Here is a 13942-nt window from a genome sequence, read left to right as displayed (position 1 = left end):
TAAAAACATGGCAAAAGAAAAGTTTGACCGCAGTAAGCCGCACTTAAACATCGGCACAATCGGTCACGTTGACCACGGTAAAACAACCTTAACAGCAGCTATCACTAAAGTGTTATCTGATGCTGGTTTATCTGAGGCGCGTTCATTTGATTCTATTGACTCTGCTCCAGAGGAAAAAGAAAGAGGTATCACTATTAATACAGCACACGTTGAGTATTCAACAGCTAACCGTCACTATGCACACGTTGACTGTCCAGGTCACGCGGATTATGTAAAGAACATGGTTACTGGTGCTGCGCAAATGGATGGAGCTATCATCGTTGTAGCTGCTACTGATGGTCCGATGCCACAAACTCGCGAGCACATCCTATTGGCTCGTCAGGTAGGTGTACCTTCATTGGTTGTATTCATGAACAAAGTGGATATGGTTGATGACCCTGAGCTGTTAGAATTAGTAGAGATGGAAGTTCGTGAATTGTTATCATTCTATGAATTCCCTGGCGATGATATTCCTGTTATTCAAGGTTCAGCTCTTGGTGGCTTGAACGGAGATCCAAAATGGGTTGCTAAAATCATGGAGTTAATGGATGCTGTAGATAGCTACGTGCCAATCCCTCCACGTTTGACAGAGCTTCCATTCTTGATGCCTGTTGAGGACGTATTCTCGATCACTGGTCGTGGTACTGTTGCAACTGGTCGTATTGAGCGTGGTGTAATCAACTCTGGTGATCCTGTTGAGATCCTGGGTATGGGCGCTGAAAACCTGAAATCAACTGTAACAGGTGTTGAGATGTTCCGTAAGATCCTTGATTATGGTGAGGCTGGTGATAACGTAGGTTTATTGTTACGTGGTATTGAGAAAACTGATATCCGTCGTGGTATGGTTATCTGCAAACCAGGTTCTGTAACTCCTCACACTGATTTCAAAGCTGAGATCTATGTATTGTCAAAAGCAGAAGGTGGACGTCACACTCCATTCTTTAACAAATACCGTCCGCAATTCTATTTCCGTACCACAGACGTAACTGGTGAGATTTCACTGGCTGAAGGAACTGAAATGGTAATGCCAGGTGATAACGTTACCATCACTGTGAAGTTGATCAACGCTATTGCAATGGAAAAAGGTCTGCGTTTCGCTATCCGTGAGGGTGGTAGAACAGTAGGTGCCGGTCAGGTAACTGAAATTTTAAAATAGTCAATATCTCCTTCGGGAAATAGAGATCAATAAAGCAAAGTACTTAGGCTTTATGGCCTGAGTACTTTGTTCTAATAAAAGTTCTGATTCTTAAATAGGATTAAATATACACGGGAATAGTTCAATGGTAGAATAGAGGTCTCCAAAACCTTTGATCAGGGTTCGAATCCTTGTTCCCGTGCAAAAAAATAATTATGGCTAAAGTAGTTCAATTTATTAAAGAATCGTATGAGGAAATGACCCAGAAGGTTACCTGGCCTACATGGGGAGAATTACAAAATTCTGCAGTGCTGGTTTTGGTAGCTTCGTTAATTATTGCATTGGTAGTCTTTGCAATGGATAAGGGATCTACTTTTGTATTGGATACTTTTTATAAATCACTTTCTAATTAATATAGCTAGATGGACGGTCAGTTGAAATGGTATGTAGTTAGAGCTGTTAGCGGTAAAGAAAAGAAAGTAAAACAGTATATAGATTCTGAGATTAGCCGTTTAGGATTTTCTCATCTGGTACCTCAGGTATTGATACCGATGGAAAAATACTATCAGATGAAGGACGGGAAAAAGATTGCAAAAGAGCGTAATTTTTATCCTGGTTACGTTTTGATAGAGGCTATTTTAGATGGAGAATTAGAACACATTATTAAAAATATTAATAGTGTGATTGGCTTTTTAGGGGATAAGGGAGGAAACCCGGTACCTATGCGCCAGGCAGAAGTTAACCGTATTTTAGGTAAAGTTGATGAAATGAGCCAACAAGGCGAAACCATGAACGTTGCTTATTATGTTGGAGAGAACGTGAAGGTTATGGATGGACCATTTAATGGTTTTACCGGAGTTATTGAAGAGGTTAACGAAGAGAAAAAGAAATTAAAGGTTATGGTTAAGATTTTTGGCAGGAAAACTCCTCTGGAACTTAACTATATGCAAGTAGAAAAGGAATAAAGATCTTAAATGTTACATGCTTCCAACATTATAACATTGAGTATTACTATTAACAAAACAGAAAATGGCAAAAGAAGTCAGTGCGCTTGTTAAACTACAAATCAAGGGTGGAGCTGCAAATCCATCGCCACCTGTAGGACCTGCATTAGGTGCTAAAGGGGTGAACATTATGGAATTTTGCAAACAATTCAATGCTCGTACCCAAGATAAGCCAGGTAAAGTATTACCAGTTGTAATTACTGTTTATGCTGACAAGTCTTTCGAATTCATCATCAAAACCCCTCCGGTTGCTATCCAGTTAAAGGATGCTACTAAATTGCAGAGCGGTTCTGCTGAGCCCAACCGTAAAAAAGTTGGTTCGGTGACTTGGGATCAGGTTAAGTCAATTGCTGAAGATAAAATGACTGATTTAAATGCATTTACTATCGAATCGGCAATGAGTATGGTTGCCGGTACAGCACGCAGTATGGGAATCACCGTTAGTGGTGATGCACCCTGGACAAATTAATTAACAAAAAACAGTTTACAACAGTGGCTAAATTAACAAAAAATCAAAAAAAGGCACATGCTAAACTAGAATCTGGTAAGATGTATTCTTTAAAGGATGCGGCTGCTTTGGTTAAGGAAATTACTACAACTAAATTTGATGCATCGGTAGATATCGATGTGGCTTTAGGTGTAGACCCGCGTAAAGCGAACCAAATGGTTCGTGGTATCGCTACTTTACCGCACGGTACAGGTAAGACTGTACGTGTTTTAGTTCTTTGTACTCCGGATAAGGAAGAAGAGGCTAAAGCTGCAGGAGCAGATTTCGTTGGTTTAGACGAATATGTAGCCAAGATTGAAGGTGGATGGACTGATGTTGACATTATTATCACTACTCCTGCTTGTATGGCAAAGGTAGGTAAACTGGGCCGTGTTTTAGGTCCACGTAACCTGATGCCAAACCCGAAATCAGGTACTGTAACCAACGAAGTTGGTAAAGCGGTAACTGACGTAAAAGGCGGTAAAATTGATTTTAAAGTTGACAAAACAGGTATCATACACGCTTCAGTAGGAAAAGTATCATTCCCGGCAGAAAAGATATATGAAAATGCATTAGAAGTACTTCAGGTAATTTCTAAGCTGAAACCATCTGCTGCAAAAGGAACTTATTTTAAGAGCATTCATGTTTCTTCTACAATGAGTCCTGGAATTGCAATCGAAACTAAATCAGTAGCGGGGATCTAATTATGAACAGAGAAGAAAAACACGAATTGGTTTCTGCTCTTCAAGTGAAGATGCAGGAGTTTGGCAATTTTTATATTGCTGACACGTCAAGCTTATCTGTTGAGAAAGTAAACAGTATCCGTCGTAAATGTTTTGAAAGCGGGATTGAAATGCAGGTAGCAAAAAATACTTTGATCAGAAAAGCGATCGAAGGATTGGAAGGTGATGCATCAGAGATCTTCGTAGCACTTAAAGGTCAATCGGCCTTATTGTTCTCGACAGTAGGCAATGGTCCGGCTAAGCTGATCAAAGCGTTGAGAAAAGGTTCTGATAAACCAGTGCTGAAAGCAGCTTATATCGATTCAACAGTATTCATTGGCGACAATCAGTTAGATACTTTGATAAGTCTGAAATCAAGAGAAGAACTTATTGGGGATATCATCGGATTGCTACAATCGCCAGCTAAAAATGTTGTATCGGCTCTACAGTCTGGTGGTAACAAAATTGCAGGAATTGTTAAAACTCTTCAGGGAAGAGAAGGTTAAGAACACCTTAAAGTTCATTATTTAATAAATTATTTTTACGTAAATTTTTAAAAATCTATAAAAATGGCAGATTTAAAAGCGTTTGCTGAGCAATTGGTAAACTTAACAGTTAAAGAAGTTAACGAGTTAGCTCAAATCTTAAAAGATGAGTATGGTATCGAACCAGCTGCTGCTGCAGTTGCTGTTGCAGGTCCTGTTGCTGGTGGTGATGCTCCTGCAGCTGAAGAAAAATCTACTTTCGATGTAATCTTGAAAGAAGCTGGTGGTCAGAAATTAGCAGTTGTTAAACTGGTAAAAGACTTAACTGGTTTAGGTTTGAAAGAAGCTAAAGATTTAGTTGATGGTGCACCTAAAGAATTGAAAGCTGGTGTTGCTAAAGACGAAGCTGAAGCTTTGAAAAAACAACTAGAAGAAGCTGGAGCTGTAGTTGAAATTAAGTAATAGCTTAATTTTAATATAACTTAAACATAGACTCCGACTGTATAGTCGGAGTCTATACCTGTTTATAAACATTTCATTTAGTTTGGTTGATGAAATGCATTTAACGGCAAATCAAACAAATAGTTTATTCTTAAAGTAAATTAACTTTAGTCCATTGGCAAATAAAGTCGACCAAAGAGTAAATTTTGCACGTAGTAAACACATCATAGATTACCCGGATTTTCTTGATGTGCAGTTGCAATCATTCAGAGAATTTTTTCAGATAGAGACAACTTCAGACAACCGTCATACAGAGGGTTTGTTTAAGGTATTCGCTGAGAATTTCCCAATCACAGATTCCAGGAACATTTTTGTTCTAGAGTTTCTGGATTATTTTATTGACCCACCACGTTATGATATAGCTGAATGTATCGACCGTGGGTTAACTTATAGTGTTCCATTGAAGGCGAAATTAAAGCTTTCATGTAATGATGCGGAACATGAAGATTTTGAGACCATTATTCAGGATGTGTATTTAGGTACTATACCTTATATGACTCCTAAGGGTACGTTTGTAATTAACGGGGCAGAGCGTGTAATTGTTTCTCAGTTACACAGGTCTCCAGGTGTATTTTTCGGCCAAAGCCGTCACACTAACGGAACCAAACTGTACTCAGCCCGTGTAATTCCTTTCAAAGGTTCATGGATCGAGTTTGCTACAGACGTGAACAACGTGATGTACGCTTACATTGACCGTAAGAAGAAGTTCCCGGTTACTACTTTATTGCGTGCAATCGGATACGATTCTGATAAAGACATCCTGGAATTGTTTGACCTGGCCGATGAGGTTAAGGTAAGCAAATCTGGCTTGAAGAAGTATATCGGACGTAAGCTGGCTGCAAGGGTATTGAGAAAATGGGTTGAAGACTTCGTAGATGAAGATACCGGTGAGGTAGTTTCTATCGATCGTAACGAGGTAATCTTAGACCGGGATACTGTTTTAGAGGACGACCATATTGATATGATTATTGATGCTGGTGTTAAAACTATCATCTTGTCAAAAGATGATGGGGCAAGCCAGGCAGATTATACCATTATATATAATACTTTACAGAAAGATACTTCTAACTCTGAAAAAGAGGCTGTAGAAAACATTTATCGTGCTTTGCGTAATGCGGAACCACCTGATGAAGAAACAGCCAGAGGTATCATTGAGCGTTTGTTCTTCTCGGATAAACGTTATGACTTAGGTGATGTAGGTAGATATCGCATTAACCGTAAGTTAAAAATGGATACACCTGATCATGTGAAAGTTTTAACAAAAGCAGATATTATTGCAATTGTTAAATACCTGATCAAGCTGATCAACTCCAAAGAAGAGGTAGATGATATTGATCACTTGTCGAATCGTCGTGTTCGTACAGTAGGTGAGCAATTGTATGCCCAGTTTGGTGTTGGTTTGGCACGTATGGCCCGTACCATCCGTGAACGTATGAACATTCGCGATAATGAGGTTTTCACTCCGACTGATCTGATCAATGCACGTACTTTATCGTCGGTGATCAATTCATTCTTCGGAACCAACCAGTTATCGCAGTTTATGGACCAGACGAATCCTTTGGCGGAGATTACGCACAAGCGTCGTCTGTCAGCCTTAGGCCCCGGCGGTCTGTCGCGTGAGCGTGCTGGTTTTGAGGTACGTGATGTTCACTATACACATTATGGTCGTTTGTGTACCATTGAAACACCTGAGGGACCAAATATTGGTTTGATTTCTTCTTTGTGTGTTCATGCTAAGATAAACAACCTCGGTTTCATTGAAACCCCATATAAAAAAGTTGACAATGGTGTTGTAGCTGTTGACGAACCGGTTATCTATTTGTCTGCTGAAGATGAAGATGGTAAAACGATTGCGCAGGCCAATGCTGCCTATGATGATAAAGGTAATTTCACTACTTCGCGTGTAAAAGCACGTTATGAGGGTGACTTTCCGGTTATTGAGCCTGAGAAATTAGACTTAATGGACGTGGCGCCTAATCAGATTACATCGATTGCTGCGTCATTGATCCCTTTTCTGGAGCATGATGATGCGAACAGGGCCCTGATGGGATCGAACATGCAACGCCAGGCGGTACCATTGTTACGTCCTGAGGCACCAATTGTTGGTACAGGTTTGGAAGGTCGCGTAGCCCGTGATTCCAGAACACTGATAAACGCTGAGGGTGATGGTGTTGTTGAATATGTAGACGCGAATGAGATTACCATTAAATATGTTAGAAACGACAGTGACCGTTTGGTATCTTTCGAGGGTGACAGTAAGACTTATAAGCTGATCAAATTCAAGAAAACCAACCAGAATACTTGTATTAACCTGAAGCCGATTGTTAAGAAAGGCCAAAAAGTTGTAAAAGGACAGGTACTTTGTGAAGGTTATGCTACTGAAAATGGTGAGTTGGCACTGGGAAGAAACTTAAAGGTTGCTTTCATGCCTTGGCAGGGTTATAACTTTGAGGATGCAATCGTAATCAATGAGCGTATTGTTCGTGAAGATATTTTCACTTCTTTACACATTGAGGAGTTTGAACTTGAAGTGCGTGATACAAAACGTGGTGAAGAGGAATTGACACCAGATATCCCTAACGTTTCGGAAGAAGCTACTAAAGACCTGGACGAGAACGGTATCATTCGTATCGGAGCTGAGGTTAAAGAAGGTGATATCCTTATCGGTAAGATTACACCTAAAGGTGAGTCTGATCCTTCTCCGGAAGAAAAGTTATTACGTGCCATCTTTGGAGATAAAGCAGGAGATGTAAAAGATGCATCGCTGAAAACCCCGCCTTCAATCAGAGGTGTGGTTATTGATACCAAGTTATTCTCTAGAGCTAAGAAAACTACTAAAGCAGAAGAAAAATCTGCAATAGAGAAATTAGACAAGAAATATGAGGTAGCTGTTTTAAACCTGAAAAACGAACTGGTAGACAAATTGTTCCAGATTGTAAATGGTAAAACTTCTCAGGGCGTATACAATGTCTATAAAGAATTGTTGTTCCCTAAAGGAGCTAAGTTTACGCAAAAAAGTTTATCAGATCTTGAATATGCGCACATCAACCCATACAAATGGACAACTGATGACGATAAGAATGATCAGATCAAATTATTGTTACATAACTACGGTATTCGCGTAAACGAAGAATTGGGCGCTTATAAACGCGATAAATTTGCGATCAGTGTTGGGGATGAACTTCCATCAGGCATTGTACAAATGGCTAAGGTTTATGTAGCTAAAAAGCGTAAATTGAAAGTAGGGGATAAAATGGCTGGACGTCACGGTAACAAGGGTATTGTTGCCCGTATTGTACGTGATGAAGACATGCCATTCCTTGATGACGGAACGCCTGTTGATATTGTGTTAAACCCACTGGGTGTACCTTCACGTATGAACCTAGGCCAGATCTACGAGACTGTATTGGCGTGGGCCGGTAAAGAATTGGGTGTGAAATTTGCCACTCCGATTTTTGATGGCGCAAAACATGACGAGGTGGAAGAGTGGATTGCCAAAGCTGGTGTACCTGCTTCTGGAAGAACCTATTTACACAATGGTTTAACGGGTGAGAAATTTGACCAGCCAACAACTGTAGGTATTATTTACATGTTGAAACTTGGTCACATGGTTGACGATAAGATGCACGCCCGTTCAATCGGACCATACTCATTAATTACACAACAGCCATTGGGTGGTAAAGCCCAGTTCGGTGGTCAGCGTTTTGGTGAGATGGAGGTTTGGGCATTGGAGGCATTTGGTGCTGCCAATATCCTGCAAGAGATCTTAACCGTTAAATCGGATGATGTGATCGGCAGGGCCAAAACATATGAGGCGATTGTAAAAGGCGAGAACCTGCCTACGCCTGGTGTACCGGAATCATTTAATGTACTGGTACATGAGTTACGTGGATTAGGTTTAGATATTACGTTAGACTAAGTTGAAGGTTTAAAAACCTTCAACTTTCAAACAAAAGAGCTATGTCTTACAAAAAGGATAATAAATTAAAAAGCAACTTCACCTCGATTACCATTAGCTTGGCATCACCGGAGGCTATTTTGGAGCGTTCCAGTGGTGAGGTGTTGAAACCGGAAACCATCAATTACCGTACTTACAAACCTGAGCGTGATGGTTTGTTTTGCGAACGTATTTTTGGTCCGGTAAAAGATTACGAATGCCATTGCGGTAAATATAAACGTATCCGTTATAAAGGTATTGTTTGTGATCGTTGTGGTGTTGAAGTAACAGAAAAGAAAGTACGCAGAGAGCGCATGGGGCACATCAATCTGGTGGTTCCAGTAGCGCATATCTGGTATTTCCGTTCTTTGCCAAATAAAATTGGCTATCTACTGGGACTACCTACGAAGAGATTAGACCTGATTATTTACTACGAACGTTATGTAGTAATTCAGCCAGGTTTTATGGCCGAAGAAGGTATCCAGTATATGGATTTCTTGACTGAAGAAGAATATCTTGATATTCTGGATAAATTACCTAAGGAAAACCAATACCTGGATGATAAAGATCCAAACAAATTCATCGCCAAAATGGGTGCTGAAGCTTTGGAGGATTTATTGAAACGTATTGATTTAGATACTTTGTCGTACAATTTACGTCACCAGGCTGCAAATGAAACCTCTCAGCAACGTAAAAATGAGGCTTTAAAACGTCTGCAGGTTGTTGAGGCTTTCCGTGGTTCGAAAACCCGTATTGAGAATAATCCAGAGTGGATGATCATTAAGATCGTTCCTGTTATTCCACCTGAATTGCGTCCGTTGGTTCCATTGGAAGGCGGTCGTTTTGCAACTTCAGATTTGAACGATCTGTACCGTCGTGTGATTATCCGTAACAACCGTTTGAAACGTTTGATCGAGATCAAGGCACCGGAAGTAATTTTGCGTAACGAAAAACGTATGCTTCAGGAAGCTGTGGATTCGTTGTTCGATAATTCACGTAAGGTAAATGCGGTAAAAACTGAAGGTAACCGCGCTTTGAAATCCCTTTCAGATATCCTGAAAGGTAAACAAGGTCGTTTCCGTCAGAACTTATTGGGTAAACGGGTTGATTACTCGGCCCGTTCTGTAATTGTTGTAGGTCCTAACCTTAAATTACACGAATGCGGTTTACCTAAAGATATGGCTGCTGAGCTATTCAAGCCGTTTATCATCCGTAAGATGATTGAAAGGGGTATCGTTAAAACGGTAAAATCTGCGAAGAAAATTGTGGACAGAAAGGACCCGTTAGTATGGGATATCCTGGAAAATGTTTTAAAAGGACACCCTGTATTGTTAAACCGTGCACCTACTTTGCACAGATTGGGTATCCAGTCGTTCCAGCCTAAGTTGGTTGAAGGAAAGGCTATCCAGTTGCACCCATTGGTATGTACGGCTTTTAACGCGGATTTTGACGGTGACCAGATGGCGGTTCACCTGCCTTTAGGGCATGCCGCAATTCTGGAAGCGCAGGTGTTGATGCTTGCCGCACACAATATTCTGAACCCTGCAAATGGTACGCCAATTACGGTGCCTTCACAGGATATGGTTTTGGGTCTTTATTACATTACAAAGGGCCGAAGAACTGATGCTTCCCGTGTGGTTAAAGGACAGGATTTCTCTTTCTATTCACCGGAAGAGGTAATTATCGCTTATAATGAGAAACGTATCGATCTTCACGCATTTATTAAAGTTAAGGTAAATGTTAAGCTTGAAGATGGTACGATTGCCAATAAATTGATTGAAACTACGGTAGGACGAGTATTGTTTAACCAAATGGTGCCGGAAGAAGTAGGTTATATCAATGAATTGCTAACCAAGAAATCCCTAAGGGATATTATTGGTGAAGTAGTAAAAATTACCGGTATGGCCCGGGCATCAAAATTTCTGGATGATATCAAGGAATTAGGTTTCCAAATGGCATTCAGAGGTGGTTTATCATTTAACCTGCAGGATGTGAACATACCTGTTGAGAAACATGCTTTATTGGAGCAGGCTTCAGCTGAGGTTGATGAGGTAAGGAATAACTATAACATGGGATTCATTACCAATAACGAGCGTTACAACCAGATCATTGATATCTGGACACGTATTAACAATCGTCTGACCTCATTTGTGATGAACCAGTTATCAAGCGACAATCAAGGTTTCAACTCTGTTTATATGATGTTGGATTCTGGTGCGCGTGGTTCGAAGGAGCAGATTCGTCAGCTTTGCGGTATGCGTGGTTTGATGGCTAAGCCTCAGAAATCTGGTTCAGGTGGTGAGATCATTGAAAACCCGATCTTATCGAACTTTAAAGAGGGCTTATCTGTATTAGAATACTTTATCTCTACACACGGTGCACGTAAAGGTTTGGCAGATACGGCGTTAAAAACTGCTGATGCTGGTTACCTTACCCGTCGTTTACACGATGTGGCTCAGGATATGATTGTCAATTCTGAAGATTGCGGTACTTTAAGGGGTATGTATACGACAGCACTGAAAGATAATGAGGATATTGTTGAACCATTATATGACAGGCTGTTAGGCCGTATTTCCCTACATGACGTGTTTAATCCTCTGGATGGACAGTTATTGGTGGCTGCAGGACAGGATATCGATGAAGATATCGCTAAGGCAATTGAAGAATCTCCGCTTGAAGGTATCGAGATCCGTTCTGTATTGACCTGCGAAAACCAGAGAGGCGTTTGTGCTTTATGTTACGGACGTAACCTGGCTACAGGTAAACGTGTTCAAAAAGGTGAGGCCGTGGGTGTAATTGCTGCACAATCAATTGGTGAGCCGGGAACACAGTTGACATTACGTACATTCCACGTGGGTGGTACTGCATCAAACATTGCTGCAGAATCTCAGATCACAGCTAAATTTGATGGTGTCATCGAATTTGAAAACGTTCGTACTGTTGTTACTAAAACAGAAGAAGGAGATACCAATATTGTACTTGGACGTTCAGGTGAGTTCAAAATTGTTGAGCCCGGAACTGGTAAAGTGATCATGACGAATAACATTCCTTATGGTTCGTTCTTATACGTTGAGGACGGTACTAAAGTTACCAAAGGTGACAGGATTTGTTCGTGGGATCCGTACAACGCGGTTATCATTTCAGAATTTGCAGGTAAAATTGAATTTGATGCAATTGTTGAAGGAGTAACTTATCGTGAGGAGTCGGATGAGCAAACTGGTCACCGCGAGAAAGTAATCATCGATACACGTGATAAGACGAAAAACCCTTCAGTACGTGTTGTAGATAAAAAAGGAGACCTGATCAGGAACTATAACATCCCTGTTGGTGCGCACATTGCAATTGACGAGGGTGATATGGTACAGCCTGGACAAATTCTTGTAAAGATACCTCGTGCAACGGGAAAAACAAGGGACATTACAGGTGGTTTGCCTCGTGTAACTGAGCTTTTCGAGGCACGTAATCCATCTAATCCTGCCGTTGTAACAGAGATTGACGGTGTAGTAACTTTAGGCGGGGTAAAACGTGGTAACCGTGAAATGACCATTGAATCTAAAGATGGTGAGGTTAAGAAATATCTGGTTCCATTGTCTAAACACATTTTGGTGCAGGACAATGACTTTGTAAAAGCAGGTATGCCTTTATCAGATGGTTCAATTTCTCCTGCAGATATCCTGGCAATTAAAGGGCCTGCTGCTGTACAGGAGTACCTTGTGAATGGTATTCAGGAGGTTTACCGCTTACAGGGTGTGAAAATTAACGATAAGCACTTTGAGGTAATCGTACACCAGATGATGCAGAAAGTTCACATCGAGGATCCTGGAGATACCAGTTTCTTAGAGAACAATTCTGTTGACCGTTGGGATTTCATGGTTGAGAATGACGAGATCTATGACAAAAAAGTTGTTGTGGAAGCCGGTGATTCCAATACTGTAAAACCTGGTCAGATCATTTCATTGCGTAAATTGAGAGACGAGAATTCTCAACTGAAACGTAAGGATATGAAACAGATTGAAGTACGTGATGCAAGACCTGCAACTGCAAGTTCAATACTCCAAGGTATTACACGTGCATCATTGGGTACGAAGTCATTCATTTCTGCGGCATCGTTCCAGGAAACTACAAAAGTGCTGAACGAAGCAGCAATTGCTGGTAAGCGTGATAGCATGCTTGGTTTGAAAGAAAACGTTATTGTTGGACATTTGATCCCTTCAGGTACAGGTGTACGTGGATATGAGCGTATTATTGTAGGTTCTCAGGAAGAATATGATAAATTATTAGCTTCAAAACAAGAGGAAGTAGAAGCTTAATAATTGAATATATTTCCTTAAGATCCCCCGGCCATAAGAGGTTCGGGGGATTTTTTTTGAAAAAAAATGCTTAATGCTGTTGCAGTTACCTAAGTTTGTTGTATGGAAGAACAAAACAACGACAACCAATTAAATATTGAGCTTTCAGAGGAAATCGCTGAAGGTGTATTCTCTAACCTGGCAATCATTACACATTCCAATACTGAATTTGTACTTGATTTTATAAGGGTAATGCCGGGTGTGCCAAAAGCAAGGGTAAAATCAAGGATTATTTTGACCCCGGAGCATGCTAAACGATTGGCCGCTGCTATGCAAGATAATATTGAAAAGTATGAAGCAGCTAACGGAAGGATTAAAACCCAGGAAGAACCTCCGGGTTTTCCAATGAATTTTGGCGGCCCTACAGCTCAGGCCTAATTCGTTTTTTGCGAGATATAATTGATGATGGTATTGTCCTGACCAGGTTCGAACCAGGCAATGCTGTCATCTCTTCTAAACCAGGTGAGCTGGCGTTTGGCAAAGCGCCTTGTGTTTTGTTTGATCTGTTCGACAGCATCATCTAAGGTGATGTTGCCATCGAGGTAGGAAAACAGTTCTGAATAGCCGACCGTATTAAGCGCATTGCATTTCCTGTAAGGTTGCATAGCTTTGACTTCTTCCAGAAGACCAGCTTGCATCATGTGGTCTACACGTTGGTTTATGCGGTTATACAGTTCGGCGCGATCCATATTCAAACCTATTTTCAGGATATTAAATGGCCTTACCTTTTTGCTGTTCGTCTGATAGCTGGATAATTTTTTTCCTGTAGAAAGGAAAAATTCCAGTCCGCGTATCATTCTTTGAGGATTGGATTGATCTACTTTATTGTAGTACTCCGGATCGTATTCAATGAGCTGTTGTTTGATGGATTCCAGGCCATCCGCTGCAAGTTGCAGGTTCAGCATTTCCCGGATCTTCAGATCAGTTTCGGGTAAATCATCAAGCCCATTACAAACTGCATCAATATATAAACCTGACCCACCAACCATGATCAGCAGTTTATGCTTTTTAAACAAAACTTCCAGAAGATCAATTGCCTGTAATTCGAAATCTCCAGTACTAAAAAGAGTATCAATACTGTGAGAATTGATAAAGTGATGTGGCGCAGCAGCAAGCTCTTCAACAGAGGGCTTAGCTGTGCCAATCTCGATTTCCTTAAAAAACTGTCTTGAGTCTGCGGATAGAATTTCAGTGTTAAAGTGTTTGGCCAATGAAATGGCCAAGGCAGTTTTTCCTATCGCCGTTGGACCTACAACGACAACTAATGTTTTATCTAATGCCAT

11 protein-coding genes and 1 tRNA gene are annotated in these 13942 nt (G+C 40.7%); 11 read left to right on the top strand and 1 reads right to left on the bottom strand.

Going from position 1 to position 13942, the window contains the following annotated elements:
- The first annotated feature begins 7 nt into the window (after positions 1–7).
- The 11 genes from tuf (at position 8) to B9A91_RS22540 (ending at position 13037) form a co-directional block, all read left to right on the top strand.
- On the top strand, positions 8–1195 hold the full coding sequence (gene tuf / locus B9A91_RS22590; protein WP_084241340.1) for an elongation factor Tu: 1188 nt from the start codon (positions 8–10) through the stop codon (positions 1193–1195).
- A gap of 110 nt (positions 1196–1305) precedes the next feature.
- Positions 1306–1376: transfer RNA gene (locus tag B9A91_RS22585), tRNA-Trp, on the top strand.
- 13 nt (positions 1377–1389) lie between these two features.
- Positions 1390–1587, top strand: a complete 198-nt coding sequence (gene secE / locus B9A91_RS22580; protein ID WP_008243140.1) for a preprotein translocase subunit SecE — start codon at positions 1390–1392, stop codon at positions 1585–1587.
- A gap of 9 nt (positions 1588–1596) precedes the next feature.
- The gene (nusG, locus tag B9A91_RS22575; RefSeq protein ID WP_012781012.1) at positions 1597–2139 is read left to right on the top strand and encodes a transcription termination/antitermination protein NusG; all 543 of its coding nucleotides are present in this window, start codon (positions 1597–1599) and stop codon (positions 2137–2139) included.
- A gap of 64 nt (positions 2140–2203) precedes the next feature.
- Entirely contained in the window at positions 2204–2647 is a 444-nt protein-coding gene (gene rplK, locus B9A91_RS22570) for a 50S ribosomal protein L11 (protein ID WP_008243137.1), read from the top strand.
- 23 nt (positions 2648–2670) lie between these two features.
- A complete protein-coding gene (rplA, locus tag B9A91_RS22565) occupies positions 2671–3369 on the top strand; it encodes a 50S ribosomal protein L1 (protein ID WP_084241339.1) in 699 nt (232 codons plus the stop codon).
- 2 nt (positions 3370–3371) lie between these two features.
- Entirely contained in the window at positions 3372–3893 is a 522-nt protein-coding gene (gene rplJ, locus B9A91_RS22560) for a 50S ribosomal protein L10 (protein WP_084241338.1), read from the top strand.
- 63 nt (positions 3894–3956) lie between these two features.
- Positions 3957–4334, top strand: a complete 378-nt coding sequence (rplL, locus tag B9A91_RS22555) for a 50S ribosomal protein L7/L12 (protein ID WP_084241337.1) — start codon at positions 3957–3959, stop codon at positions 4332–4334.
- Between the two features lie 154 nt (positions 4335–4488).
- Entirely contained in the window at positions 4489–8292 is a 3804-nt protein-coding gene (rpoB, locus tag B9A91_RS22550; protein ID WP_084241336.1) for a DNA-directed RNA polymerase subunit beta, read from the top strand.
- 41 nt (positions 8293–8333) lie between these two features.
- Positions 8334–12620: a DNA-directed RNA polymerase subunit beta' gene (rpoC, locus tag B9A91_RS22545; RefSeq protein ID WP_084241335.1), complete on the top strand. Its 4287-nt coding sequence runs from the start codon at positions 8334–8336 to the stop codon at positions 12618–12620.
- 102 nt (positions 12621–12722) lie between these two features.
- Positions 12723–13037, top strand: a complete 315-nt coding sequence (locus B9A91_RS22540) for a DUF3467 domain-containing protein (protein WP_084241334.1) — start codon at positions 12723–12725, stop codon at positions 13035–13037.
- On the opposite strand, the gene miaA is transcribed toward B9A91_RS22540, so the two are convergent.
- The gene (miaA, locus tag B9A91_RS22535) at positions 13034–13942 is read right to left on the bottom strand and encodes a tRNA (adenosine(37)-N6)-dimethylallyltransferase MiaA (protein WP_084241333.1); all 909 of its coding nucleotides are present in this window, start codon (positions 13940–13942) and stop codon (positions 13034–13036) included. The genes B9A91_RS22540 and miaA overlap by 4 nt on opposite strands.

The organism is Pedobacter africanus, from assembly GCF_900176535.1.
In the GTDB taxonomy this organism is placed as follows: domain Bacteria; phylum Bacteroidota; class Bacteroidia; order Sphingobacteriales; family Sphingobacteriaceae; genus Pedobacter; species Pedobacter africanus.
Note: the sequence above shows the minus strand (reverse complement) of the source record. Positions and strands in the feature narration are given on the sequence as shown.

Excerpts from the sequence above, each read along its gene's own strand:
- rplL (WP_084241337.1), top strand. The coding sequence starts at position 3,957 with ATGGCAGATTTAAAAGCGTTTGCTGAGCAATTGGTAAACTTAACAGTT.
- miaA (WP_084241333.1), bottom strand. The coding sequence starts at position 13,942 with ATGGCATTAGATAAAACATTAGTTGTCGTTGTAGGTCCAACGGCGATA.
- tuf (WP_084241340.1), top strand. The coding sequence starts at position 8 with ATGGCAAAAGAAAAGTTTGACCGCAGTAAGCCGCACTTAAACATCGGC.
- nusG (WP_012781012.1), top strand. The coding sequence starts at position 1,597 with ATGGACGGTCAGTTGAAATGGTATGTAGTTAGAGCTGTTAGCGGTAAA.
- rplK (WP_008243137.1), top strand. The coding sequence starts at position 2,204 with ATGGCAAAAGAAGTCAGTGCGCTTGTTAAACTACAAATCAAGGGTGGA.
- B9A91_RS22540 (WP_084241334.1), top strand. The coding sequence starts at position 12,723 with ATGGAAGAACAAAACAACGACAACCAATTAAATATTGAGCTTTCAGAG.
- rpoC (WP_084241335.1), top strand. The coding sequence starts at position 8,334 with ATGTCTTACAAAAAGGATAATAAATTAAAAAGCAACTTCACCTCGATT.
- secE (WP_008243140.1), top strand. The coding sequence starts at position 1,390 with ATGGCTAAAGTAGTTCAATTTATTAAAGAATCGTATGAGGAAATGACC.
- rplJ (WP_084241338.1), top strand. The coding sequence starts at position 3,372 with ATGAACAGAGAAGAAAAACACGAATTGGTTTCTGCTCTTCAAGTGAAG.